This is a genomic window from Rhizobium sp. L43, from assembly GCF_002531725.1.
GTDB lineage: Bacteria > Pseudomonadota > Alphaproteobacteria > Rhizobiales > Rhizobiaceae > Rhizobium.
Genome location: NZ_NWSQ01000028.1, coordinates 69,557 through 94,311, shown reverse-complemented (window position 1 = coordinate 94,311; position 24,755 = coordinate 69,557). Strand labels below are relative to the sequence as shown.

At 61.6% G+C, this 24,755-nt stretch carries 27 protein-coding genes and 2 pseudogenes; 21 read left to right on the top strand and 8 right to left on the bottom strand.

All coding sequences use genetic code 11. The features are described 5' to 3' along the window. Nucleotides 1-94: 94 nt before the first annotated feature. Nucleotides 95-715, bottom strand: a complete 621-nt coding sequence (locus CO667_RS27830) for an XRE family transcriptional regulator (protein WP_097621456.1) — start codon at nt 713-715, stop codon at nt 95-97. Next, nucleotides 705-890, bottom strand: coding sequence for a hypothetical protein (locus CO667_RS27825; RefSeq protein WP_097621454.1), 186 nt, complete (start codon nt 888-890; stop codon nt 705-707). Before CO667_RS27825 ends, CO667_RS27830 begins: the two co-directional genes overlap by 11 nt. A 359-nt stretch (nt 891-1,249) precedes the next feature. Between CO667_RS27825 and msuE the strand changes: the two genes are divergently transcribed. The 7 genes and pseudogenes from msuE to CO667_RS27795 all read left to right on the top strand — a co-directional run bounded on the left by msuE (nt 1,250) and on the right by CO667_RS27795 (nt 5,081). Then, on the top strand, nt 1,250-1,810 hold the full coding sequence (gene msuE, locus CO667_RS27820; RefSeq protein WP_097621453.1) for an FMN reductase: 561 nt from the start codon (nt 1,250-1,252) through the stop codon (nt 1,808-1,810). Between the two features lie 11 nt (nt 1,811-1,821). Continuing rightward, on the top strand, nt 1,822-2,019 hold the full coding sequence (locus CO667_RS27815) for a hypothetical protein (RefSeq protein WP_097621451.1): 198 nt from the start codon (nt 1,822-1,824) through the stop codon (nt 2,017-2,019). A gap of 63 nt (nt 2,020-2,082) precedes the next feature. Beyond that, on the top strand, nt 2,083-2,256 hold the full coding sequence (locus tag CO667_RS35515) for a hypothetical protein (protein ID WP_179874231.1): 174 nt from the start codon (nt 2,083-2,085) through the stop codon (nt 2,254-2,256). Nucleotides 2,257-2,418: 162 nt separating this feature from the next. Continuing rightward, entirely contained in the window at nt 2,419-3,000 is a 582-nt protein-coding gene (locus tag CO667_RS27810; protein WP_097621449.1) for an alpha/beta fold hydrolase, read from the top strand. Nucleotides 3,001-3,009: 9 nt separating this feature from the next. Beyond that, nucleotides 3,010-3,318: a hypothetical protein gene (locus CO667_RS27805; protein WP_097621447.1), complete on the top strand. Its 309-nt coding sequence runs from the start codon at nt 3,010-3,012 to the stop codon at nt 3,316-3,318. 3 nt (nt 3,319-3,321) lie between these two features. Beyond that, nucleotides 3,322-4,063, top strand: a pseudogene (locus CO667_RS27800) (gamma-glutamylcyclotransferase). Nucleotides 4,064-4,310: 247 nt separating this feature from the next. Beyond that, nucleotides 4,311-5,081, top strand: a complete 771-nt coding sequence (locus CO667_RS27795) for a hypothetical protein (protein ID WP_097621446.1) — start codon at nt 4,311-4,313, stop codon at nt 5,079-5,081. Between the two features lie 64 nt (nt 5,082-5,145). Here CO667_RS27795 and CO667_RS27790 read toward each other — a convergent pair whose 3' ends face one another. The 3 genes from CO667_RS27790 to tauA are packed head-to-tail and all read right to left on the bottom strand — an operon-like array spanning nt 5,146 to nt 7,855. After that, nucleotides 5,146-6,000 (bottom strand): ABC transporter permease subunit, encoded by an 855-nt coding sequence (locus CO667_RS27790; RefSeq protein WP_097621444.1) that lies wholly within the window; start codon nt 5,998-6,000, stop codon nt 5,146-5,148. Further along, the gene (locus CO667_RS27785) at nt 5,997-6,785 is read right to left on the bottom strand and encodes an ABC transporter ATP-binding protein (RefSeq protein WP_097621443.1); all 789 of its coding nucleotides are present in this window, start codon (nt 6,783-6,785) and stop codon (nt 5,997-5,999) included. Before CO667_RS27785 ends, CO667_RS27790 begins: the two co-directional genes overlap by 4 nt. A gap of 56 nt (nt 6,786-6,841) precedes the next feature. Then, a complete protein-coding gene (gene tauA / locus CO667_RS27780) occupies nt 6,842-7,855 on the bottom strand; it encodes a taurine ABC transporter substrate-binding protein (RefSeq protein WP_097621442.1) in 1,014 nt (337 codons plus the stop codon). Between the two features lie 224 nt (nt 7,856-8,079). Here tauA and CO667_RS27775 point away from each other — a divergent pair, with 224 nt between their 5' ends. Then, nucleotides 8,080-9,450 (top strand): FAD/NAD(P)-binding protein, encoded by a 1,371-nt coding sequence (locus CO667_RS27775; RefSeq protein ID WP_097621440.1) that lies wholly within the window; start codon nt 8,080-8,082, stop codon nt 9,448-9,450. 145 nt (nt 9,451-9,595) lie between these two features. Continuing rightward, complete coding sequence (locus CO667_RS27770; RefSeq protein ID WP_097621438.1) at nt 9,596-10,291, top strand: GntR family transcriptional regulator; 696 nt, start codon at nt 9,596-9,598, stop codon at nt 10,289-10,291. A gap of 306 nt (nt 10,292-10,597) precedes the next feature. Here CO667_RS27770 and CO667_RS36020 read toward each other — a convergent pair whose 3' ends face one another. Further along, nucleotides 10,598-10,792 carry a hypothetical protein gene (locus tag CO667_RS36020; protein WP_245433304.1) on the bottom strand — a complete coding sequence of 65 codons (195 nt, stop codon included), beginning with the start codon at nt 10,790-10,792 and terminating at the stop codon, nt 10,598-10,600. Nucleotides 10,793-11,298: 506 nt separating this feature from the next. On the opposite strand from CO667_RS36020, the gene CO667_RS27760 reads away from it, so the two are divergent. The 12 genes and pseudogenes from CO667_RS27760 to CO667_RS36015 all read left to right on the top strand — a co-directional run. After that, nucleotides 11,299-11,901, top strand: coding sequence for an amino acid synthesis family protein (locus CO667_RS27760; RefSeq protein WP_097621436.1), 603 nt, complete (start codon nt 11,299-11,301; stop codon nt 11,899-11,901). 16 nt (nt 11,902-11,917) lie between these two features. Beyond that, nucleotides 11,918-12,763, top strand: coding sequence for an alpha/beta fold hydrolase (locus CO667_RS27755; protein WP_097621435.1), 846 nt, complete (start codon nt 11,918-11,920; stop codon nt 12,761-12,763). Continuing rightward, nucleotides 12,760-13,695 carry a flavin reductase family protein gene (locus CO667_RS27750; RefSeq protein WP_097621433.1) on the top strand — a complete coding sequence of 312 codons (936 nt, stop codon included), beginning with the start codon at nt 12,760-12,762 and terminating at the stop codon, nt 13,693-13,695. The genes CO667_RS27755 and CO667_RS27750 overlap by 4 nt, the downstream gene beginning before the upstream one ends. Next, the gene (locus CO667_RS27745) at nt 13,692-14,732 is read left to right on the top strand and encodes an LLM class flavin-dependent oxidoreductase (RefSeq protein ID WP_097621432.1); all 1,041 of its coding nucleotides are present in this window, start codon (nt 13,692-13,694) and stop codon (nt 14,730-14,732) included. The genes CO667_RS27750 and CO667_RS27745 overlap by 4 nt, the downstream gene beginning before the upstream one ends. A gap of 4 nt (nt 14,733-14,736) precedes the next feature. After that, nucleotides 14,737-16,200 carry an aldehyde dehydrogenase gene (locus tag CO667_RS27740; RefSeq protein WP_097621430.1) on the top strand — a complete coding sequence of 488 codons (1,464 nt, stop codon included), beginning with the start codon at nt 14,737-14,739 and terminating at the stop codon, nt 16,198-16,200. Between the two features lie 5 nt (nt 16,201-16,205). After that, complete coding sequence (locus CO667_RS27735; RefSeq protein ID WP_097621428.1) at nt 16,206-16,538, top strand: NIPSNAP family protein; 333 nt, start codon at nt 16,206-16,208, stop codon at nt 16,536-16,538. A gap of 41 nt (nt 16,539-16,579) precedes the next feature. Then, a complete protein-coding gene (locus CO667_RS27730) occupies nt 16,580-17,590 on the top strand; it encodes an ABC transporter substrate-binding protein (RefSeq protein ID WP_097621427.1) in 1,011 nt (336 codons plus the stop codon). A gap of 77 nt (nt 17,591-17,667) precedes the next feature. Continuing rightward, the gene (locus CO667_RS27725) at nt 17,668-18,540 is read left to right on the top strand and encodes an ABC transporter permease (RefSeq protein ID WP_097621425.1); all 873 of its coding nucleotides are present in this window, start codon (nt 17,668-17,670) and stop codon (nt 18,538-18,540) included. Between the two features lies 1 nt (nt 18,541). Beyond that, the gene (locus CO667_RS27720; protein WP_097621424.1) at nt 18,542-19,342 is read left to right on the top strand and encodes an ABC transporter permease; all 801 of its coding nucleotides are present in this window, start codon (nt 18,542-18,544) and stop codon (nt 19,340-19,342) included. Continuing rightward, nucleotides 19,339-20,418 (top strand): ABC transporter ATP-binding protein, encoded by a 1,080-nt coding sequence (locus tag CO667_RS27715; RefSeq protein WP_097621423.1) that lies wholly within the window; start codon nt 19,339-19,341, stop codon nt 20,416-20,418. Before CO667_RS27720 ends, CO667_RS27715 begins: the two co-directional genes overlap by 4 nt. 10 nt (nt 20,419-20,428) lie before the next feature. Continuing rightward, entirely contained in the window at nt 20,429-21,883 is a 1,455-nt protein-coding gene (locus CO667_RS27710) for an NAD-dependent succinate-semialdehyde dehydrogenase (protein WP_097621420.1), read from the top strand. Next, nucleotides 21,858-21,995: pseudogene (locus CO667_RS36015) on the top strand (phosphate ABC transporter substrate-binding protein); the annotation flags it as partial. The gene CO667_RS27710 and the pseudogene CO667_RS36015, both read left to right, overlap by 26 nt. A 16-nt stretch (nt 21,996-22,011) precedes the next feature. On the opposite strand, the gene CO667_RS27700 reads toward CO667_RS36015, so the two are convergent. Beyond that, nucleotides 22,012-23,541, bottom strand: a complete 1,530-nt coding sequence (locus CO667_RS27700; RefSeq protein WP_097621418.1) for an FAD-dependent oxidoreductase — start codon at nt 23,539-23,541, stop codon at nt 22,012-22,014. Further along, entirely contained in the window at nt 23,538-24,755 is a 1,218-nt protein-coding gene (locus CO667_RS27695; protein ID WP_097621417.1) for an NAD(P)-dependent oxidoreductase, read from the bottom strand. The genes CO667_RS27700 and CO667_RS27695 overlap by 4 nt, the downstream gene beginning before the upstream one ends.

Here is a 24,755-nt window from a genome sequence, read left to right as displayed (position 1 = left end):
GATGAACCGCCGTGTACGGAACCGTACGCACGGTGGTGTGGGAGGAGGGGCGCCGTAAGGCTCCCTCCTACCCGATCCAAGCATGTCAGGCAGTTTAGACGCGAACGTCTTCGAGATAGGTCGTCACCAGATAGAGGATCGCTTCCGTTCCCGTCATGTTGCGATAGATATGGGGCACGTCGGCATCGAAGATGATGGCGTCGCCTTCACCCAGGATGTGCGGCGCCTGCTTGCCGGCGATGATTTCGACGGTGCCTTGGGCAACGACCAGATTTTCGACCGTTCCATGCTGGTGGGCATCGGCACTTTCGCTATGGTGCGGAGCGATCCTGAGCTCGTAGAATTCGACCTTCCGCTCGCCTTCGAAGGGAAAAAGAGCCCGTGTCCGGAAGCGCCCCTCGGACGATGCGAGGATTTTCGATCTGGCCCGCGGCACGGCAATGATCGAGTTTTCCGCGCGTTCGGCAATCAGTGCTGCGCAGGGAATGCCGAGAGCAAGCGCGATCTTCGAGAGAATGCTCAATGTCGGGCTGCTTTTGCCCGTCTCGATTTGGCCGAGCATGGCGCGGCTGACGCCGGCGATCTTTGCCAGCCTGTCCAGGGAATAGCCGCGGCGGGTGCGAATGCGCCGCAAATTCTGCCCTGTCTGAACGGTGATCTCCTCGGCGGCGTCTATGGCTTCGCCGTCGGAGAGAAGCGCTTGATCAGGCGCCATATCCGGCAATGCCCATTGCCATGACCGGGACAAAACCCCAATAGGGCACCCACATGAGAACGGGCTGCATGGCAAAGGATACCGGCGTCGCCGCCTTGAGCGCATCGGACGCATCTTTGCTGCGCGATTGCCGGTAAGCCTGGAAATCGATGACATCAGCCGTCTGCAATGGCATGAAAAACTCCCACTAAAATCTATAAGGAGTGTATATTTCTGGCGACAGAAAAGGCAGGGCGTGTCATCCAATCGTTCGCCTGAACCGGAAATCTTATACCAATTATATTCGACCTTACGGCAAAGCCAATCGCGGGCCGTTCGCAACGGTCTTGCCGGCGGCATCATCGAGCCGACTCGCCCTTCCCGCAGCCGATATCCCGCTGCGGCCGCGAGATCCATGGCGATCGCCATGCAGCCTATGCGTGCCGGGGCGTGCGCGAACGTTTTTTTCAACCAGGCGAACAAGGAGAGACGCACGTTCCTTTAATCTATCAATTTTGTAGACAATATTTGAGGCAATCAAAGAGAGGGAAAACCATGTCAGGTTTCAAACTCGTCGGCATAGCCGGCAGCTTCAACCGTCCATCGAAAACGCTGACACTCGTGCGGCACGTCGCCGAACGCGCGAGCATTCGCTACGGATTTACGAGCAAGACCTATGATCTCCATGATGTCGGTCCGTCGCTGGGCAGCGCCTTGTGGCGCAAGGATCTCGACGAGCAGGCCAGGCATGTCGTCGACGAGATCGTGCAGGCCGACGTGCTGGTCATCGGCTCGCCGACCTACAAGGGTTCTTATCCCGGCCATTTCAAGCACCTCATCGACCTGATCGATCCGCACGAACTTCGGGGCAAGCCGATCATCATCACGGCGACAGGCGGCGGCGACCGGCATGCGTTGATGGTCGAGCATCAGCTTCGGCCGCTGTTCGGCTTTTTCATGGCCCACACCCTGCCGACGGCCGTTTATGCGTCCGATCGCGATTTCACCGATTATACGGTCTCATCCGATCCGATTCTGAGCCGCGTGGGCGAAGTGGTCGGTGAATTGGCAGCCTTCTTTCCGGGCGCAAACCCGGCATTGGCGGCGGCGGAATAAGGACCGTCGCCATGGCCCGATCTCAGGAAGCAACGATCTCCGATGCGGAAAGGCCGGCGGCCGGCGAGCAATTGTGGAGCGTCTTCGAATTCGCCCGACGCTATCGTCTGGCGAAACACGAGGAGAACCGCCTGCTGATGCTCTACGGACCGACCGCGTCGCTTCACGATCTTCTTGCCAATGCGCAACGCCATTCGCTGATCTCCTAGGATGCGTCACGTCGATTCAAAGAGTGAGAGCACGAGAATATCGGTCCCTGACAGGAGGTTCGCATGAGGCTTGATTTCCATTTGTGGCTGAGACTCGCGGTCGGTTTGGTCATGGCGAAGATGCCGCCTGCGCGGAAGCCTGCAGACGCATTGTTCGGGCGGGACGACGAGCGGGACCGGTCGGCCCGCGAATACGAACTCCACTATTGGGGCACCGTGCCCGGCCTTTGGTATTGAGGGGGGTAGCGTGATGGCAGTCGTCTTTGAGAACGGTCTTGATCGGCACGGTAGGACAAGAGCAACGGCAAGCCGCATGGCGCAATTTCGGCATGCGGCCGGGCTCTGTACGATCATCGGCTCCTTCACCTTCCTGTTCGCCCTGGTGATCGGACTGATTCGATGAGCGAAGTCCTCATCCTTCCCGGCCTTTTCGGCTCGGGAGAAGGGCATTGGCAACAACACTGGCTGGAGGATCAGCCGGGCAGCCGTTGCGTCGCTCAAAATGACTGGGATCGTCCGAACCTCGACGCCTGGCTGCTGCGGCTGGAAGGCGCGCTTGACGAGGCGGGCGAGGCCTATCTGGTTGCCCATAGTCTCGGATGCCTGCTTGCCGCCCGGCTGGCGGGGCGAAGTGCGGCACGCCGCGTCAAAGGGGCGCTGCTCGTCGCTCCCTGCGATCTGCAGGCCACCGAAATGCTGCATCCGGGACATATCACCTTCGGCGGCATGCCGACCGCGCCCTTGCCTTTTCCCAGCATCGTTATCGGCAGCATGAACGATGCCTACATGACGGTCGACCGGCTGACGCTTTTCGGCCGGCTGTGGAACGCCGAGACCAGGAATATCGGCCTTGCCGGCCACATCAATGTCGCCAGCGGCTTTGGTCGCTGGCGCAGCGGCTACCGGCTGCTCGAGGCCTTGAAGACGCAGGCGCGGGGGCGGAGGCCGGCCGTTTCCATGCCGCCGGCCTTTGCGGTGTGAGGCAGCGGAATGTCCGATATCGTCGCCGACCTCTTGCGCCTGAGTGAAGATCCGAATGCCGATCCGAGGAGCCGGCGCCGGCAAACGATGGAGCGGCTGGTGCAGACGCTGCTGGCCATGGCCGATGCCGAAACCGGATCGGAAGATCCGCAGCATCGCACGTCGATCGTCCGTCTCACGACGATCATCCGCGACATGACAGGAAGGATCGCAGAGGCCGATGATGCGACATTCTCGGCAATCGTCAGGGAAGCCGCGATGCTGCTGCGCAGCTTGCAATTGCGTCAGGCCGTGCCGGCCACATATTCGGTGCATTGACGGATGACGGGCCTGGGGAGCACAATTTTGATGCCCGGACCAGGAATGGCTCTGACGGACGAGCTCGTATCGCTGAGCCTTCGCCCCGAGCTCGATGTCGGTCCGGAGCTGCACCGAAAACCGTTGACCGAGGCGGAGCTGGAGATGCTTGCCGAGCGGCTGCTTCGCGAGTCGGCAGGCGCGCCGCTTTGGATCTTTGCCTACGGATCATTGATATGGAAGCCGGACTTCGACGCCGTCGAAGCGCAGCATGGCGCGACACGAGGCTGGCACCGCTCCTTCTGCCTGGAGATGACCCGCTGGCGGGGAACGCGGGCTCAGCCGGGGCCTAATGATGGCGCTTGACCGGGGTGGCCGTTGCAACGGTATCGTCTTCAAGCTCGCCGACGACGATCACCTTGGCCAGCTCCGGCGATTGATCCGCCGTGAGGTCGGCACGATGGACGACGCCGCGACGGTTCGCTGGATCCCGGTCGCGACCGCGCATGGGTTGGTGCGTGCGCTGGTCTTTTGGGCCGGTCCCAAGGGCGAGCATGTCTCGCGCAAGTTGCCGCTGGAGACGGTGGCGCGGGTGCTTGCGCGCGCCTGCGGACACATGGGCTCCTGCGCCGAATATCTGTATCTGACCGTGAAGCATCTGGAGGAACGCGGCATTCGGGACCGCAATTTATGGCGGCTTCAGCAGCTGGTCGCAGCGGAACTGGTCGCCATACACGGGCTGAACGGGGCGACAGGCAACCATTGAACAGGGCTGCCTGTTCGCCGTCCGGTCAGGGTTTGCCTTCCAAGCCACGAGGAAGGCCTCAAGGAAACGGATAGCGGCCGAGAAGGTGCTGGTACGCAGCCTGCAGCAGCGCCAAGTTGATCTGGTCCGATTGACCGTGTTGACAATGGAGGGCATAGCGCTGGCATGCAACCTGATCTAGGCCGCTCAACTGTTTTCGCGAAATGCACCGGCTAGGTGTCAGACGCTTCGAGCAACAGGGTTTCTTATGATACGCGACTCCTCACAAAGCGATATCGTGAAACACACGGCACGCTCCGATGCAGAAAAGGCGCGTATTTGTGCCGCTAACAATGCAGACCTGTATCAGGCGGTGTTCCGTGCCCAAGGACTGCCTGATCAGCGAACCAGTGCGTTTTGGTCGAGCGATGTGAGCGCACCTCCATACTATTCCAACATGACGACACTCGATCCGGATGCAACAGAGGAACAGCTGGTTGAAATCGGTCGGCTGACGGATCGGCTGGGACGGCGACCTGGTTTCAAAGACGGGTTTTCGAGGCTCGAACTCGTCAACAAAGGGTTCCATTTGTTGTTTTCTGCATCATGGATTTGGGCTGAACCTCACAGAATTTCACCGCGTGCGCCTCAAGATTGGGCACGCATTTGCGATGCGGCGGCACTGGGTCGCTGGGAACATTCGTGGAAAGAGTCTGGTAGCCCGACCGATGCCAACGTCTTCACACCGGCCCTGCTTTCTGATCCCAGCGTGCATATCTATGGCCGATTGGCCGGAGACGGCTTTGATGCAGGCTGCATCGTAAATCGATCACCCGAGGCAGTCGGGATCTCCAATATCTTTAGCTTGACTGGTACGCCGCAGGCCTTCCGGGATGCCGTTTCGTTGGCCACTACCGCCTTTTCACCCGATGCGCCGCTAGTCGGATATGACCGTGGCGCAGCGCTAAACGAAATGACAAAGCTGGGCTTCAGGTCAGTCGGCAAACTAAGGATTTGGCTGTCTGACGACGGTTCCTAAACGTCTTTCTCTATTTGTTTCCCATGCAAGCGGATATTGGAGCCGCTCGGCTTGCGCTACTCGGTCAGAGCTTGCCCTTCCACGGCACGAGGAACGCCTCGAGGAAACGGATGGCGGCCGAGAAGGTGAAGGCGCAGATGGCGATGATGCCGATGCCGACGAAGACGACGTCGGTCGCCAGGAACTGCGACGCCGACATGATCATGAAACCGATCCCGCGCGTGGAGGCGATCAGTTCGGCCGCGACCAGCGTGCCCCAGCCGACGCCGAGCGCGATGCGGATGCCGGTGAGGATCTCGGGCAGGGCGGAGGGCAGGACGATGTCCAGGAAGAGCTGCAGCCGGCTCGCGCCCAGCGAACGGGCGGCATTGACGCGCTCGATCGGCAGCGAACGAACGCCCGCCTGGGCCGAGAGGCAGATCGGCGCGAACATCGCCAGCACCAGCAGCGTGATCTTCGACGTCTCGCCGATGCCGAGCCAGATGATCATCAACGGCAGATAGGAGAGCGGCGGAAGCGGCCAGTAGAACTCGATCGGCGCGTCGAGCACGCCTTTCGCCCAGCGGTTCAGCCCCATGAGCAGGCCCAGCGGAATGCCGGCGGAGACGGCGATGAGGGCTGCGACGACGATGCGGAACAGGCTCGCAAAAACATGCTCGGACAGCGACGCGCCGGCGTAACCGTCGCGATAGATGGCGCCGATCTGTGTCAGCACCTCGTCCGGGCGCGGCAGGAACAGGTGTGGAACGAAGCCGAGCGCGGATACGACCCACCACAGCAGCAATATGGCAAGCGCCGTGGCAATACTGATGGCCACCGTCGACTTCTCGCCGGCGCCGAAGCTTGCCATTTTGACCAGCTTGACCTGGCGGTCCTCTCTGCCGGCCGCAATCGGCGGGGCCTGGACGATATCGCTCATGCGGCGCTCCTCAAATCTTCGGTGCTGTGCAGAATGGCGCGGATCTCCTCGCGCAGCTCGGCAAATTGCGGCGACGCCTTGATCGACCGGGCGTCGCCGGTTTCGGCGAAGCGGCTGATGAAATCCAGATCGAAGCGCGCCACGACGCGTCCCGGTCGCGGCGACATGACCAGGACCTGCGTCCCCAGGAACAGAGCCTCTTCGATCGAGTGGGTGATGAAGAAAACCTTCTTTGCCGTTTTATCCCAGATGGAAACCAGCAGTTCCTGCATCTGTTCGCGCGTCAGGCTGTCGAGCGCGCCGAATGGCTCATCCATCAGCAGGATGTCGGGATTTGTCGCCAGAGCCCGGGCTATGCCGACACGCTGGCGCATGCCGCCCGACAGTTCATAGGGAAACGCACCGGCGAATTCGGCAAGGCCGACGAGCCGGAGCAGTTCCAGGGTCTGCGCTTCACGCTCCTTGCGCTTGACGCCGGCGAATTTCAAACCGAGTGCGACATTGTCGGCCACCGATTTCCACGGCAGCAGCGAGTCCTTCTGAAAGACGACACCACGATCGGCGCCCGGCCGTTCGACAGCGCGGCCGTCGAGGGTGATCCGGCCCTCCGAAAGCGGAAGGAAACCGGCAATGGCATTGAGAAGGGTTGACTTGCCGCATCCCGACGCTCCAAGCGCGACGACGAAACCCCGTTCGGGAATATCGAAGGACACGCGATCGAGTGCGTGAACGGTCCGCCCGTCGCGGGCCGAGAAGAAAACGCTGGCGTGATCGACTTTAAGCATGGTGCCGCTCGCAAATTGGACACCGGCGCGGCAAGCCGCGCCGGTGTCGGGGAGGATCAGTTGCTGACGCCGGTAAGCGCGTCGGCGGTAACGAAGGCGCCGTAATTCGCCAGCACGTCGGAAACCTTGCCCTGTTCCTTCAGGAACGAAGCGGTGTCCTTGAGGATCTTGCCGGCACCCGCCTTTTCGCCGCCGCCGAGCCAGGCCTCCGATGCCTGAACCTCAGGCGTCAGCAGCGTAAGGTTCTTCAGGGCCGAGGCCTGCTGGTCAGCTGTTCCGCCGAGAAGCTTGGCAAGCGACTTGGCGTTGTCGCTGTCGGGACCCCAGGCGGATTTGTCCGAGGCGAAGGATGCGTAGTATTTGTTGATGACCGAAGCAAAGCCCTTCAGAAAGGCCGGGTTGTCGGCGGCAAATGTCGAGGTCGCGACCCAGGCGGAGAATGTTGGCGCACCCTTGTCCGCCACCTCTTTGGAGGTCACCAGAACCTTCCCGTTCTTTTTCAGTTCGGTGAGTGCCGGATCCCAGACGAAGCCGCCATCGATATCGCCGCGGTTATAGCTGGCGACAATCTCAGGCTGCGGGATGGCGAAGACCTGAACGTCTTTTTCGGTCAGACCCAGCGATTTGATCAGCGCCAGCAGCTGATAGTGGTCGGTGGATACCGGCGCGGCCGCAAGCTTCTTGCCCTTCAGATCATTCAGGCTTTCGATGCCGGAACCGTTGCGGACGACGAGAGCCTCGTCGATGCCGGAGATGGAGGCGAGGTAGAAGGCCTTGACCTCGAGCCCGCGCGAGACCGCAGCCGCAAACGGGCTGGAGCCGACATAGCCGACCTGGACGTCGCCGGAGGCGATCGCCGCAAAGATCTCGGCGCCCGAGTTGAACCTGCGGAAGTCGATGTCATATCCGGTTTCCTTGGCGAATTCGCCGCTGGCGATCGCCACGGACGACGGCAAGGCATCGGTTTGATAGCCGACGACGACCTTCTTGTCCGCCGCCTGGGCGATAACCGCCGTTGCAAGAGTGCCGACGCCGATGGCGATCGCGGCAACCAAATTTTTGAAATTCATTCTGAGCCCCTTTGTTTGAGGGCCACCCGGCCCCTCGATCTCACCTTCAAAAGGGTAATGGTTGGGAATGGGCTAGCGGGAGAAATAACAAACTATATTTATAGACAATGGAGACATTTGTTTTCATGATTCCGCTGCCGGTGCAATCTGGAAGGGCCCGCAGGTGACGCGGGCTTGAATGACGAGATGCCTCGGTGACGGTGTGAAGCTTCAGGGAGAATGCGTTGATATACGATGTGATCGTCGTCGGTTCCGGTTTTTCAGCGATCGCTGTGACCTGCAATCTCATCGAGCAGCTTCCCGCCTCGGCGAAGATCGCCGTCGTCGGCGACGATCCTGGTTTCGGCCGCGGAACGGCCTACCGGACGGAACTCTATCTGCATCGCCTCAATGTTCCAGCCGGCCGCATGAGCCTGTTGCCGCATCATCCCGACGACTTCGTCGACTGGCTGAAAAGCCATGGACGCCAGCTGCAGGCCGGCGATTTCGCCTCGCGCAGCGATTATGGTCTTTATGTCAGAGATACGCTGGCGCGGCTGCTTCGAAAGCGGGACGGCCGTTGCCGGGTCGACTTCATCAAGGCCAAGGCGGCGGGATGCGTGGAACGCTGCACGAGCACGCTCGCCTTCCACCTCGGCAACGGCGACGAGATTGCCGGGAAGAATGTCGTGCTCTGCCTCGGCGTCGGCAACGCGAACCTTCCGGTCGATCCGGCTGGCGTCCCGCCATTTTTGCGGTCGCGGATCATCGAGAACCCGTGGCGGCTGTCATGGCTGCGGCGCGTCGCACCCTCCGATGCGGTCTGCATCCTCGGCTCCGGCCTGACGATGATCGATCAGGTTCTTGCTCTTCGCGCCCATGGCCATAAAGGCAGGATCGACGTGCTGTCGCGGCGCGGTCTGGCACCGCTCGGACATGCGAAGACGCCGCCGGCGCCTCTGCCGATCGATGTCGGGAGACTTCCCCATACGATCAGCGGTCTGTTGAAGATCTTGCGGGGCAAGAGCAGGGAGGTCGCCGACTGGCGGAGTGTGATGGACGGCCTGAGGCCGGTCACGCAGGCGCTCTGGCAACGGCTTTCGAGCGAGGAGCGGGCGCGTTTCCTCAGGCATGCGCTCCCCTGGTGGAACATCCACCGTCACCGGGTGGCGCCCGACATGTTCGCCGCATTCGAGAAGCTGGTCTCGGACGGAACCGTTCGCTTCCACGCGGGCTTCCTGAAATCGCTCGAGGCCGGGGAAGACAGGCTCGTCGCCGGTTACAGGGTCAGGGCGAAGCGCCAGATCGCCGAGATCAGCGCGGACTGGCTGGTCAACTGCACGGGGATGGAGCGCGCTGGGATCAGCCATTCGCCGCTTTTGAAGGAGATGAGCCGGTTTCAGCTGATCGCCCCCGATCCCCTCGGCCTCGGCATCCAGGTGGATGCGGCTTCCGAGGTCATGGCTCCGTCCCGGATCTCGCCGGCCCGACTGTTTGCCGTCGGCGCCTTGACGGCGGGGCAATTCTGGGAGATCACCGCCGTCCCCGACATCCGGGTGCAGGCGAAGACCGTGGTCGAAGAGATCGTCAGGGCGAGGCCCGATTCCGATGCATAGGCCGACAATCCTAGGATCGGCACGCTGCTGTTGAATTGCTGGCCGCCGACAGCTACAGTATTTGGTAGGCCATAATACGATTCCTGAATTCGGCTGCCGCTGGAAAATTTCAGCGTGCAAAGTCAATCCAACACTGAGGTACGGTATGAGCGGTGCTCTGAAGGACGCAGCAATCAGGGTCGAGCGTCCTGCGAAGACATTGCGGGAATTGGCGCTCGACAAGGTGCGCGAGGCCATCGTCAACGGATACTTCCGTCCCGGAGACCGTCTCGTCGAGCGTGATCTCTGCGCCCAGCTCGGCGTCAGCCGGACGGTCGTGCGCGAGGTTCTGAGGCATCTGGAATCGGAAGGGCTGGTCGCCAATCTGCCGAACAAGGGACCGATCGTCGCCCAGCTTGATATCGACGAAGCCAGGCAGATCTATGAGATCCGCGGTGCGCTCGAAGGCATGGCGGCGCGGCTGTGCGCGGAGCGTGGCAGCCCCGAGATCGTCGCCGCGCTGGAGGAATCCCTGGCCGCAATCCGCAACAGCTATCGTGACCATGATATGGCGGCTGTGCTTGCCAATACCTCGTCCTTCTATCAAACGCTGTTCACCATGGTCGACAGGCATGTCGCCTGGGGCGTCGTCAACCTGCTGACCGTGCGCATCAACCACCTGCGCTCGATGACGATCAAGACGGAAAGGCGCGGCATCGAAGGGCCGCTGCAGATGTCGAAGATCATCGATGCCATCCGCCGCGGCGACGGCGAGGGGGCCCAGCGGGCGGCGATGGATCATGTCGCGGCTGCCAGCGCAATTGCCGAGGCGGTGCTGTCGGCGCAGAAGCCTGCCGAATAGGGCGGGAACCGCCAGCGCTCCTGTTGGACGCGGTCGGCGAGGGAACTGCGGCATTCATCCATCGCAAGAACCTGGCGCCGGTTGGGAATTTCGCAGCAACTCAGCCTACTCGCTGGTTTGAAAAAGTCTCATGCGATCACCATGAATGAGCAGCGCGCTCAAAACACCGGTCTCGCAAGCCCCAGTATCTCGACCGCGGCGATCGGCGTGTGGCCGTGGATCCACGGCCCAATCATTTTTATAGGGCCCGGTCGATGAGGTCCATGGCTCGCGAATCCAAGCCAGCGTTTCGGCCGTCCTGAAGCTCTATCGGACATCCGTGTCTATGCCCGCATGGACGAAAAGCAGCTCACCCATTTGTAATTTGAGCGGTAGAGAATGCCGCCACTCAATCATAGGCTCACCCAGAAGCTCCGAAGCTTTTTCTTCCCATCCGTCGATGGGTTCGATCCCCAGTTCCTGAAAAAATTCAATGCCGCCATTTTTCAGCCAGCGATCCATCCTTTTGCGATCCGGAGTCTGGAGTAGCTGAAGCAGCCGATGCTCGTGGTTTCCAATGAGGGTGTGATTGGAAACGCCGGAAATACCCTGCACGGCTAATCTGAGGGATGGCAAGCTTTCCTGACCCCGGTCGATCAGGTCGCCAAGATGGATGCAATGCGCTGCGTCCGAGAGGTCGCATCAAACTCGTTGATGAAGAAAATCCAAACTCCAAGCTTGACACCCAACTTTGCCCGATGTGATGGTATGCCATATTCAATAATATATAAGGCGGTATCATATGGCTGCGATCGTTTTGACCTCCCGACACGTCGCGTCGCTGCGGAGAGACGCCGCACTGTCCGGCTCCAGAAAAATAGCTGAGTGAAGAAGCGCTTCCGGGCGGTCGGGAGCGCATGCGCGCCGAATTCTGGATCACTTAGGCGTCGATCTGGCCTTCGCAGAACCAACTTGACACCCATATATTATGGTATACCATAATACGAAATCGAGAGATGAGGTGTTCCATGGCCATTCAAATTCGCAAGACCGGATTGCAGATCGAAACGACGCTGATCGAAGGCGGCAAGGCCGCGGCAGTGCCCCTCAAGCTGTTCTCCGCTTTTGCGGTCGTGAAGAATCCTTGGGCCGGCCGCGGCTTTGTCGAGGACCTCAAGCCGGAAATTCATGCAGGCGCTCCGGTTCTCGGCGAGCTGCTGACCAAGATGATCATCGATGCCATCGGTTCCGGCGATGCAGTCGAAGCCTATGGCAAGGCCGCCGTCGTCGGCCTGGACGGCGAGATCGAACATGCGTCTGCGCTCATCCACACGCTGCGCTTCGGTAATTTTTATCGCCACGCTGTCGGCGCCAAGTCCTATCTCGCCTTCTGCAACACACGTGGTCCTGCCAATGCGCCGATCATGATCCCGCTGATGGACAAGAATGATGAAGGCCGCCGTTCGCACTACCTGACCATCCAGACCTCGATCCCCGACGCGCCTGCCGCCGACGAGATCGTCGTGGCTCTCGGCGCTTCGGTCGGCGGACGTCCCCATCACCGCATTGGCGACCGCTACCAGGATCTGAAGGACCTGGGGCAGGACGTCGCCAACCCCGCGGGCGTTTGAAAGGGTGGGCTCTGAGATGCTGACAGCCGGATCGATCTCAGGCGCCGCTGCAGCAAAGGGCGCCGCCGGTGACTTGCCCCGAAGGAAGACGGCAAGCGGAACGGCCTATCACGAGGCCGGCAGCGGTGAACCGCTGGTTCTGATCCATGGCGTCGGCATGCGTCTCGAGGCCTGGGCTCCGCAGATCGCCTTTCTGTCGGCTGGCCATCGCGTCATCGCCGTCGACATGCCGGGACATGGCGACAGCGCAAAACTGCCGGAAGGCAGCCGTCTCGAGGAGTTCGTCGCCTGGTTCGGGCGCTTTCTTGATGAGATGGCGATGGAGACCGCGAATGTTGCCGGCCACTCCATGGGAGCGCTGGTATCGGGAGGGGCGGCGGCGACGTTCGGCGAACGTATCAGCCGTGTCGCATATCTCAACGGTGTCTACAGGCGCGAACCGGAAGCAAAGGCTGCCGTGCTCGCACGCGCCGCGGCCATTCCGGTGGCGGGCGTCGACAAGGAAGGTCCCCTGGCGCGATGGTTCGGCGATGATCCGGACAGCGTCGTTGCGCGGGAATTGACGCGGACATGGCTCAACCTCGTCGACCCCGAGGGCTATGCTGTCGCTTACGCCGCCTTCGCCGGAGGAGACGAGACCTATGCCGATCGCTGGAAAGACGTTCAGGGTCCGGCCCTGTTTCTAACAGGGTCCGATGATCCGAACTCGACGCCCCTGATGGCAACGCAGATGGCGGCGCTTGCGCCGCGGGGCTACGCCCGCATCGTCGAAGGTCATCGTCACATGGTGAACCTGACCGCGCCTGATATCGTCAATTCGCTGCTCGCTGAGTGGCTGTCGTTCGGGGAGGATGAACGATGACAATCCAGACTGTCGACCCAAGGGCATTGCGAGATGCATTCGGCGCTTTTCCCACCGGCGTGACTGTCGTCACCGCCTGCGACGCGGATGGAAATCCGATCGGCTTCACCGCGAACTCCTTCACCTCGGTCTCGCTCAATCCACCCCTGCTCCTCGTCTGCCTTGCCAAGACGTCGCGCAATTTCGCCACCATGACCGGCGCGGATCATTTCGCGATCAACGTGCTGTCGGAAACGCAGAAGGACGTATCGAACACGTTTGCGCGGCCGGTCGAAGACCGATTTGCGGCGGTCGAGTGGGTCAAGGGATCGGCAGGCTGCCCGGTCTTCTCGAATGTGGCGGCCTGGTTCGAATGCGCCATGGAACAGGTCATCGAGGCCGGCGACCACGTCATCCTGATGGGACGCATCGAAGCTTTCGACAATAGCGGCCGCAATGGTCTCGGTTATGCGCGCGGCGGTTATTTCACCCCGACGCTGGCAAGCAAGGCGGTTTCCGCGGCAAGCGAAGGCAATATCGAACTTGCGGCCGTCGTCGAGCGCCGCGGCGAGGTACTGCTGCTCGGCGACGACGTGCTCTCCCTCCCAAGCATTGACGCCCATGACGGCAATCCGACCGAGACGCTGGAGAAATACCTGGAAACGCTGACCGGGCTGAAGGTCAGTATCGGCTTTCTCTATTCGGTCTATGAGGGCAAGAGCGACGGCAAGCAGCATATCGTCTATCACGCCGTCGCCGGAGACGGCGAGCCTGCCGGCGGCAGGTTCGTAAAACCCGACGCGCTGGCTGCGGCAAAATTCAAGACCAGTTCGACCGCCGATATCGTCAACCGCTTCGCGATGGAAAGCTCGATCGGCAATTTCGGCGTCTATTTCGGCGACGAGACCGGCGGCACCGTCCATCCCATTCCAGCCAAGGGCGCAAAAGCATGAAGTTCTCCCTCTTCGTCCATATGGAACGGCTCGACGCCAACCAGAGCCATAAGAGCCTCTATGAGGAATTCGTCGCGCTCTGCGAGATCGCCGACAAGGGCGGCATGCACGCGATCTGGACGGGCGAGCACCATGGCATGGATTTCACCATCGCGCCCAACCCGTTCGTCACCATTGCCGATCTGGCGCGCCGCACGTCGCGGGCCAGGCTCGGCACGGGAACGGTGATCGCTCCCTTCTGGCATCCGATCAAGCTTGCCGGCGAAGCAGCCATGGCCGACATCATCAGCGACGGGAGGCTGGATATCGGCATTGCGCGTGGCGCCTATTCCTTCGAATACGAACGCCTGCTGCCGGGTCTTGACGCCTGGGGCGCCGGCCAGCGCATGCGCGAGCTCATCCCCGCGGTGAAGGGCGTATGGAAGGGCGACTACGCCCATGACGGGGAATTCTTCAAGTTTCCCGCGACCACCTCGGCGCCGAAGCCGCTGCAGCAGCCGAACCCGCCGATCTGGGTTGCCGCGCGCGATCCGAACTCGCACGAATTTGCCGTCGCCAACAGCTGCAACGTCCAGGTCACGCCGCTCTGGCAGGGCGATGACGAAGTCCAATCGCTGATGGACCGCTTCAACGATGCCTGCGCCAAGAACCCTGATATCGAGCGGCCGAAGATCATGCTGCTACGCCACACCTATGTCGGCTCATCGGAAGAAGACGTCGCCCAGGCTGCGCACGAACTCAGCGTCTACTACAATTATTTCTTCGCCTGGTTCAAGAATGAGAAGCCGGTGACCCAAGGTCTGATCGAACGGATTCCGGACGAGCAGATCAGAGCGAACGCCATGCTGTCGGATCAGGTCATGCGCACCAACAATGTCGTTGGCGACGCTGAGACCGTCATCGCCAGGCTCAAGGCCTATGAAGCCCTCGGCTACGACGAATATTCCTTCTGGATCGACACCGGCATGAGTTTCGAGCGCAAGAAGGCGTCGCTCGAGCGCTTCATCACCGAGGTCATGCCGGCATTTCAGGAGTAAGACCATGCGGCGTTTCCAGCATTACATCGACGGTGAATTCTCGGATGGCGAGGCTTCCTATCCGAGCATCGATCCAGCCTCCGGCGCGGTCTGGGCTGAAATGCCCGAAGCGCGCGAAGGCGATGTCGATCGGGCTGTCAACGCTGCCGACAGGGCGCTTTATGAGGGCGCCTGGCCGAAAATGACCGCCACGCAACGCGGCAAGCTGCTCTACAAGCTGGCTGACCTCGTTGCCGCCAACGCGCAGCTCCTCGCCGAACTGGAGACGCGCGACACCGGCAAGATCATCCGCGAAACATCGGCGCAGATCGCCTATGTCGCCGAATATTATCGCTACTATGCCGGCATATCAGACAAGATCGAAGGCGCCTACCTGCCGATCGACAAGCCCGACATGGATGTCTGGCTTCGCCGCGAGCCGATCGGCGTCGTCGCCATGGTCGTGCCGTGGAACAGCCAGCTCTTCCTGTCGGCGGTCAAGATCGGCCCGGCGCTGGCCGCCGGCTGCACGATGGTGGTCAAGGCCTCGGAAGACGGGCCGGCGCCGCTTCTCGAATTTGCGCGTCTGGTGCACGAGGCAGGCTTTCCCGCCGGCGTCGTCAACATCATCACCGGTTTCGGCGCCTCCTGCGGCGCAGCGCTCGGGCGGCACCCGAAGGTCGCGCATGTCGCCTTCACCGGCGGCCCCGAAACCGCCCGGCACGTCGTTCGCAACTCGGCCGAAAACCTCGCTTCCACCTCGCTCGAACTCGGCGGCAAGTCACCCTTCATTGTCTTTGCCGATGCCGACCTCGAAAGTGCTGCCAACGCCCAGGTCGCGGGCATCTTCGCCGCGACGGGGCAGAGCTGCGTTGCCGGATCCCGCCTCATCGTCGAACGCAGCGTCAAGGACAAATTCGTCGCGCTGCTGCGGGAGAAGGCGGAGGCGATCCGGATCGGCGCGCCGCTCGACATGGCGACCGAAGTCGGCCCGCTTGCCACCAAGCGCCAGCAGGACAATATCGGCGCCCTCGTCATAAGGTCGGTTGAAAGTGGCGCCCGTCTCGTCACCGGCGGCAGCAAGATCGACGGTGAAGGCTTTTACTTCCCGCCGACGATTCTCGATTGCGACGAGGTCGCCTCGCCCTCGCTGATCGAGGAATTTTTCGGTCCGGTGCTCTCCGTCGTGTCCTTCGAGACCGAGGCCGAGGCGCTGAGGCTTGCCAACGACACCCGTTATGGCCTGGCCTCCGGCGTCTTCACCCAGAACCTGACCCGGGCGCACCGGCTGATGAAGGGGCTCCGCGCCGGCATCGTCTGGGTCAACACCTACCGCGCCGTATCGCCGATCGCACCCTTCGGCGGCTTCGGCCTGTCGGGCCATGGCAGGGAAGGCGGCATGGCCGCGGCGCTCGATTATACCCGCACCAAGACGATCTGGCTCCGGACATCCGACGATCCGATCCCCGATCCCTTCGTGATGAGGTAGCGCCGATGTTTTACGAAATCCGCACCTATCGGCTGAAGAACGGCGCGATCCCGCAATATCTCAAAGTGGTCGAGGAAGAGGGGATCGAGATCCAGAAGAGCCATCTCGGCACGCTGGTCGGCTACTTCTTCTCGGAGATCGGCACGATCAACGAGATCGTCCACATCTGGGCCTTCACAAGCCTGGACGACCGGGAGGCCAGGCGCCAGCGGCTTCTGGTCGATCCCCGATGGCAGGCCTTCCTGCCCAAGATTCGCGACCTCATCGAGGTGGCGGAAAACAAGATTATGAAGCCAGCAAGCTTCTCTCCCCAAGAGCGAGGCGCACTGACGGCATAAGGCATAACCCGTAGGACAAACCAAAACAGGGATAAGGGAACATGAAAACGACATTTGCATTCGCGGCGGTTGCCGCCTTCGTCGCGGTCTCCGCACCGGCCAAAGCCGACAACATGGTCTTCTCAAGCTGGGGCGGAACGACCCAGGACGCGCAGAAGGCGGCATGGGCGAGCCCGTTTACCGAAAAGACCGGCATCACCGTCGTGCAGGACGGCCCGACCGACTATGGCAAGCTGAAGGCGATGGTCGAGGCCGGTGAGGTCACCTGGGACGTCGTCGACGTCGAAGGCGATTATGCCGCCCAGGCCGGCAAGGCCGGCCAGCTCGAGAAGCTCGATTTCTCGGTCATCGACAAATCCAAGCTCGATCCGCGTTTCGTCACCGACTATTCGGTCGGCAGCTTCTATTATTCCTTTGTCATCGGCTGCAATGCCGATGCCGTCAAAACCTGCCCGAAGACATGGGCCGACCTGTTCGACACGGCCAAGTTTCCGGGAAAACGCACTTTCTACAAGTGGTCGGCTCCCGGCGTGATCGAAGCGGCGCTGCTTGCCGACGGTGTGGCTGCCGACAAGCTTTATCCGCTTGACCTCGACCGCGCCTTCAAAAAGCTCGATACGATCAAATCGGATATCATCTGGTGGTCCGGCGGCGCCCAGTCGCAGCAGCTCCTGGCCTCCGCCGAGGCCCCCTTCGGCAGCGTCTGGAACGGCCGCATGACGGCGCTTGCTGCGACCGGCATCAAGGTTGAAACCTCCTGGGAACAGAACATTACCGCTGCTGATGCGCTGGTCGTGCCGAAGGGCTCGCCGAATGTCGAAGCTGCGATGAAGTTCATTGCACTGGCGACCTCGGCCGAGCCGCAGGCCGCCCTGGCAAAGGCCACCGGCTATGCGCCGATCAATGTTGAATCGGCCAAGCTGATGGACCCGGAAACGGCCAAGACCCTGCCGGACCAGCAGACGGCAAGCCAGGTCAATGCCGATATGAGCTACTGGGCTGATAATCGCGATGCCATCGGCGAGAAGTGGTACGCTTGGCAGGCGAAATAGACTGGAGCTTGAGATCAACGGGCACGGCGAAGGTCGCCGTGCCCGCCCGCGGAAATTGACGGGTGGGAAGGACTGTCATGTCGACGTTTAGCGATGCCTCCGGCGTAATTACGCCCTTGCCGAAGATACGCAGGCCAACAGGTTTCAGCGGGGTCGTTCCGGCTTTCGCCTTCGTCGGCATCTTCTTCGTCGTGCCGGTGGCGATACTGCTGCTGCGAAGCGTGCTGGAACCCGTGCCTGGGCTCGGAAATTATGCGCAGCTGATCGGCTCCGCGACCTATCTCAAGATTTTCGCCAATACGTTCATCGTCTCGGGTCTCGTCACGGTGATTTCGCTGCTGATCGGTTTTCCCGTTGCCTGGGCGCTGGCGATCATGCCCGGACGGCTGACTTCGGTGATTTTTGCGATCCTGCTGCTGTCGATGTGGACCAATCTGCTGGCCCGCACCTATGCCTGGATGGTGCTCCTGCAGCGGACCGGGCTCATCAACAAGATGCTGATGGGAATGGGTCTGATCGACCAGCCGCTGGCGCTCGTCAACAATCTGACAGGCGTGACGATCGGCATGACCTATATCATGCTGCCTTTCATCATCCTGCCGCTCTATGGCGTGATCAAGAAGATCGACCCGTCGACCCTGCAGGCGGCGGCCCTTTGCGGCGCCAACCGCTGGCAGTGCCTGACGCGTGTTCTCCTGCCCCTGGCTATGCCCGGCATGGCGGCCGGCGCCCTGATGGTCTTCGTCATGTCGCTCGGTTATTTCGTCACGCCGTCGCTTCTCGGCGGCACCGCCAACATGATGCTCGCAGAGTTGATCGCGCAGTTCGTACAGTCGCTGGTCAATTGGGGAATGGGCGGTGCTGCGGCGCTGGTTCTCCTCGTGGTGACCCTGTCGCTCTATGCCGTGCAGCTGCGCTTCTTCGGCAACCAGAACCCGGGAGGGCGTTGATATGTTGCTCAATTTCGACCGTCTCGGCTGGTGGAAATATATCCTTCTCGGCGTAACGCTTCTGACCGCAGCCTTCCTGCTGCTGCCGATCGTCTTCATCGCCGCACTGTCCTTCGGCTCCTCGCAGTGGCTGATCTTTCCGCCGCCGGGCTGGACATTTCAGTGGTACGGCGAGCTCTTCGCCGACCCGCGCTGGCTGGAATCGGCTTTGACGAGCTTCAAGATCGCCGTCATCGTGACCATCCTGTCGGTGCTGCTCGGGCTCGTGACCTCCTTCGGGCTGGTGCGCGGTTCGTTCATCTTCCGCGATGCGCTGAAAGCGCTGTTCCTGACGCCCATGATCCTTCCGGTCGTGGTTCTCGCGGTCGCCCTCTATGCCTTCTTTCTGAGGATCGGCCTCGGCGGCACCTTGACGGGCTTTGTCATTTCGCACCTCGTGCTGGCGTTGCCCTTCTCGATCCTGTCGATATCGAGTGCGCTGGAGGGCTTCGACAAGTCGATCGAGGATGCGGCGGTGCTCTGCGGCGCCTCGCCCCTGGAAGCAAAGATCAGGGTCACCCTGCCGGCGATCAGTCATGGGCTGTTTTCGGCGGCCGTTTTCTCGTTCCTGACATCCTGGGACGAGGTGGTGGTGGCGATCTTCATGTCCAGCCCGACCCTGCAGACGCTGCCCGTGAAAGTATGGGCGACGCTGCGGCAAGACCTGACGCCTGTTGTCGCAGCCGCGTCGACCCTTCTCATCCTTTTGACGATCATCTTGATGGCGCTTGCTGCCGTCGTGCGTAAGGTACTGAAACAATGAACGAACCATTCCTTCAGATCCGCGGCATACGCAAGGAATACGGCCCTGTCGTCGCCGTCCACGATGTTACTCTCGATGTCAGGCGCGGGGAGTTCCTCACCTTTCTCGGGCCGTCCGGATCCGGCAAGAGCACGACGCTCTACATCCTGGCCGGATTTGACAATCCGACGAAGGGCGACATTACGCTCGAGGGCAAGACCCTGCTCGCCACGCCGTCGCACAAGCGCAACATCGGCATGGTGTTCCAGCGCTACACCCTGTTTCCGCATCTGACGGTGGGCGAAAACATCGCCTTTCCGCTGAAGGTCAGGCGCAAGTCAAAGGCCGAGATCGACAGCAAGGTCAAGGAGATGCTGCGCCTCGTCCGGCTCGAAGGCTTCGAGGATCGCAAGCCGGCGCAAATGTCCGGCGGCCAGCAGCAGCGCGTCGCCCTTGCCAGAGCGCTCGCCTATGATCCGCCGGTGCTCTTGATGGACGAACCACTGTCGGCGCTCGACAAGAAGCTGCGCGAGGAAATCCAGCACGAGATCCGCCGTATCCACCAGCAGACCGAAGTGACGATCCTCTATGTCACGCACGACCAGGAGGAGGCCCTGCGGCTCTCCGACCGTATCGCCGTCTTTTCGAAGGGCGTCATCGACCAGATCGGAACCGGCCCCGAACTTTATGCCAATCCCAAGACCCGCTTCGTTGCCGAATTCATTGGCGACAGCGACTTCATTTCGTGCAACCTGGTGTCATCTTCCGACGGACAAGCCACCATTGCGCTCGGAGGCGGGACCATCTTCAATCAAATTCCGGTGCATGGAAAAGGGACCTCCGGCGCAAAGGCCGCTCTGATGCTGAGGCCTGAGCGCATTCGCCTGTCGCGCGCCCGGGCGGCCGGCGCGGGTCTTGCCGCGACGGTCAGTGACATTACCTTTCTTGGCAACAATATCCACGTGTCGACGGAGACGGCGGCCGGCGAGGCGCTTTCGGTCCGCTTGCCATTCGGTCATGAGGCTATTGCCGGGCTCAATCGTGGAGATATAGTCCATCTGGATTTCGATCCCGGCGCCGCTCACGTATTCTGCTGAAAGTTGTCCTATGAAGCTCAATGATCCCTCGCTCTTCCGTCAGGCATGCCCGATCGCCGATCGCTGGATCGAAGCGGAAGGCCGCAAGGCGGCCATGGTTCGCAATCCGGCGACAGGTGAGGTGCTGGGGGCGGTCCCTGACCTCGGTGCGGCGGAAACGGAAGAGGCCATCCGCGCCGCCGTCATCGCCCAGAAGCTTTGGGCGAAGAAGACCGCCGGCGAGCGCGCCGCCGTTTTGAAGGCATGGCATCGCCTGATGATCGAAAACCGCGACGATCTGGCGATGATCCTGACGCTGGAGCAGGGAAAGCCGCTCACTGAGGCCAAGGGGGAGATCACCTATGGCGCGAGCTTCATTGAGTGGTTCGCCGAAGAGGCAAGACGCATCAACGGCGAGACCATACCGGGACATCAGCCGGACAAGCGCATTCTCGTCCTGCGCCAGCCTGCAGGCGTGGTGGCGGCGATCACGCCCTGGAATTTCCCGAACGCGATGATCACCCGCAAGATCGGCCCCGCACTTGCCGCCGGCTGCGCCGTCGTGCTCAAGCCGGCGCTGCAGACGCCATTCTCCGCAATCGCGATTGCCGTTCTTGCCGAGCGCGCCGGCCTGCCGCCGGGACTGCTCAACATCGTTACCGGTGACGCAGCCGCTATTGGCGGGGCGCTGACCGCGAGCCGTGACATCAGGGTGCTGACATTCACCGGTTCCACCCGGACAGGCGAGCTGCTTTACCGGCAATGCGCGTCGACGATCAAAAAGCTCGGCCTCGAGCTTGGCGGCAATGCACCCTTCATCGTCTTCGACGACGCCGATCTCGACGCTGCCGTCGAAGGCGCGCTCATCGCCAAGTTCCGCAACAACGGCCAGACCTGCGTCTGCGCCAATCGGCTTTATGTCCAGGACGGCGTCTACGAGGCGTTTGCCGCCAAGCTCGCCGCGGCGGTTTCGGGCTTGAAGGTCGGCAACGGTCTCGACCGTGACGTCGTGCTTGGCCCACTGATCGACGACAACGCCGTCGCCAAGGTCGAAAGCCATATCCGTGACGCCGTCGCAAAGGGTGCCGGGATCGTTTCAGGCGGCAAGCGCCACGCGCTTGGCGGCCATTTCTTCGAACCGACAATCCTGCGCGATGTCGCTGCCGGCATGCAGGTGGCGCGCGAGGAAACCTTCGGGCCGCTTGCACCGCTGTTTCGCTTCCGCGACGAAGAGGACGTCATCGAGCAGGCTAACGATACCGAGTTCGGGCTGGCTTCGTATTTTTACGCGCGCGATCTGTCGCGGGTATTTCGCGTCGCCGAAGCGCTCGAATATGGCATGGTCGGCGTCAATACCGGTCTCGTCTCCACCGCCGAGGCGCCGTTCGGCGGCGTGAAGATGTCGGGTCTCGGTCGCGAAGGATCCAGACACGGGTTGGACGAATACACTGAACTTAAATATGTATGCCTGGGCGGCATTGCCTGAACTGGTCGATGCTTGCGCTTCGCCGCAAAGGACCGGAATGCCGCTCGTCAGCATCGCCATGTACGTCACATCGGAGCCGCTCGCGGATGCGACGGCTGAGCTATGGTCGTTCCAGCCTGGTCTTGTGTTCAAAGCGCCGGCTTAGCTTCCGTTTCGGCGAGGCGGTGGGCGATGCGGTCGGCATTGGCCATGATCGTCATCGTGATGTATTTCGAGGATAGATCGGGAATAACCGAGCCGTCGACGATGTGGAGACCGGGGTGGTGATTCAATTCGCCGTCCGGGGAGGTGCCGAACGCACCGGTTGCGCCCATCGGCAAAGTGCCGGCGAAATGCGCATCGATACCGGGCTCCGCGAGCGATGCGCCCGGGAGCTGAATGAGCCCCAATCGTTTCCATTCACGGCGGAGCGCTTTTTTCAAAGCCTCGGCGCGAAGGCCAAAACCTTCTGCGAAGCCGCCGCGGACCGTCAGGCGCTGTCCCGTCGCGGCATTCCGGTGGATGTAGCTCCGGCTTTGATCGCCGGGGTAGTAGATCGTCGCCACGAGCAGGCTGCTGGCGATCGTTTCGAATGCGGCGCGCCCGGCCTTTCGGCCGAGCGGCATCCTGTTGATGAAGCTCTGCGCCGGAAGGGAACCGACCTCATAGATCGCTCCCGTCACGTAATCGGATGCGCCGCCGCCATAGTGCAGAGACAATCCGAGCTGCGCCAGACTGTGTGTCGGCGTCGCCGGGCGCAGCAATCTTGCGGGGGAGAGCAGGGGAATGGCCAGAGTGGGACTGTTCAACAGACGCAGTCCCTGCTCATTCATCGGCAGGAGATCGGCCAGCAGGCCGGCCGTACCAAGCACGCCTGCGGCAAGAATGATCCTCGGCGCGGAAAATGACGATCCGTCTGCCGTTTCGACCGTCCAGCCTGCATTGCGGATTAAGGAGACCGCCCGCATATTGTCGAGCAAGCGAAAATGCGGAGATTGTCGTAAGAGGGCGAGGTCTTGCCTGCTGTTATATATTGCGCCGCTGGGACAGCCATAGAGACAATCGCCGCGCAGATCGCATGCCGCCCGTCCGGGCCTCGCTTGCGAAAGTATGGCATTGATTGCGGGATAAAGCCGAAACGATCCATCCGCCGGGGTTGCGGTGTGGTGTCGATGAAGAACATGGGCGGCTGTCGCACCAAGCGCTAGAACGGGCTCGCCGGTGGCATGAGCCGCAACAACGGCATTGCGGCTGATGCCGATGCGTTTGGCTACATGTTCGTAGGATCTCTGGAGGGAGGCGATATCTATCGGCCAATCCGCGATGTCCTCGGCATCGAGGTAGCTGACCTGCGCCCCCCAGATATTGGAGAGGCCTCCGCGGGCAAGGCTGCCGATCGGCATGAAACCGTCGCCCGATATGCCGGACTGGCGTCGAAAGGGTTCGAGGATCCCGCGTGCGGCAGGGGTCTGCAGTTTCGGTGAGCTGCCGTCGTCGGCGCGCAGTGATTCCAGATCGCTTCCCAGGACGCGGACGCTGCGGTTTTCCTCCTGCGGCCCGCCATCGTTGCCGGCATCCAGCATCAGAACGCGGCGGCCGGCCGCTATCAGTGGAAAGGCGGCGGAGACGCCGGCAGGCCCGCTGCCGATGATGATGAAGTCGGCGTCGGGTGCATTCATCGATATTTCCCGGCCAAAAGCGTGCGGAGCGGAAACAGCAGGATATCGCCGGCAATGGTCAGTGCTGCGCCGAAAAACCCGGCTTTCCTGCCTGGATGCCTTTCCGGTTCACTGGCGAGATCGGCCAGGTAGAGGGCTCGTGCGAGGCGATGCTGCGTCCGGTTGGCCGGCGGTTCAAAAAGCGCCAGCAGGCGCGGATGCCGGATGAGCGCCGGGGAAAGGCGGAGCGGCGACAGTCCTTCACGCCGAAGCCCTTCGCAGAGCCGCTGCAGTTGTATTTGCGTGGGTATGATGCCGAGATATTGCAGCAGAGCTTGTGCTTCACTTCGCAACTGCTCGTCGCTTGTCTGACCGAACTCTCGGGCAAGCACAATCGGCGGGTCGGCCAGGTTCAACTTCAGGCGCCTCAGACTCTCGCCGCTTTCCATGGGCGCCGCGCCCGCGAGCCCGAGCACGCGCTCCGGATCGACCGTGGGGATCAACGGCAGGAGCTTCGTCATATGGCAGGCAAAAAGTGCAGCGGTCAGGGGGATCGGTATGAAATGGAGGTTGCCCTTGCCCTGGCTGCGGCGGAGAATTCTGAGCCAAGCGGCAAAGCTGATGGGCTTTTCCTGCGCGAGCACGAATGTTTGCTGCTGCGGATTTTCTTCTGTCGCCAGCGCCAACAGGCCGGCGGCGACTTCGTCAAGATGAATCGGCTGGACCTCTCGGCTGAGCCCTATCATCGGCAGGATCGGACTTAGGGTGGCCAACTTGGCCATCAGGCCGTACATGGCCGTCCGCGGGCCACCGTAAACGAGCCCGATTCGCGCAATGCGAACGATCGGCGCTGCGGAGCTGGCTGCCAAATGCTGCTCGATCCTGAACTTGGTGCGGCCGTAAATGTTGAGCGCTTCCTGCCGGGACGAGGTAGAGGAAGAAAAGACGAAGCGCGGCACTCCGGCTGCCCGTGCGGCTTCCGCCAATTTCACGGTGCCCGATATATTGATGTTTTCTTCCTCGGCCGCATCAGGCGCAGTTACCCAGGAGTGGGCGAGATGGACGATTCCAACCGCCCCTTCCAGATCGGAGACGTCAGGTTCGTCGCCGATGCGCCACTTCGTTCCGGGCCGCCGGCCCAGCTCAACCACGTCGAAGCCGCGCTCATGCGCCATCGCTGCAAGTCTTGCGCCGATATAGCCGGTCGATCCGGTAATGATGAGACGCGGTGCCAT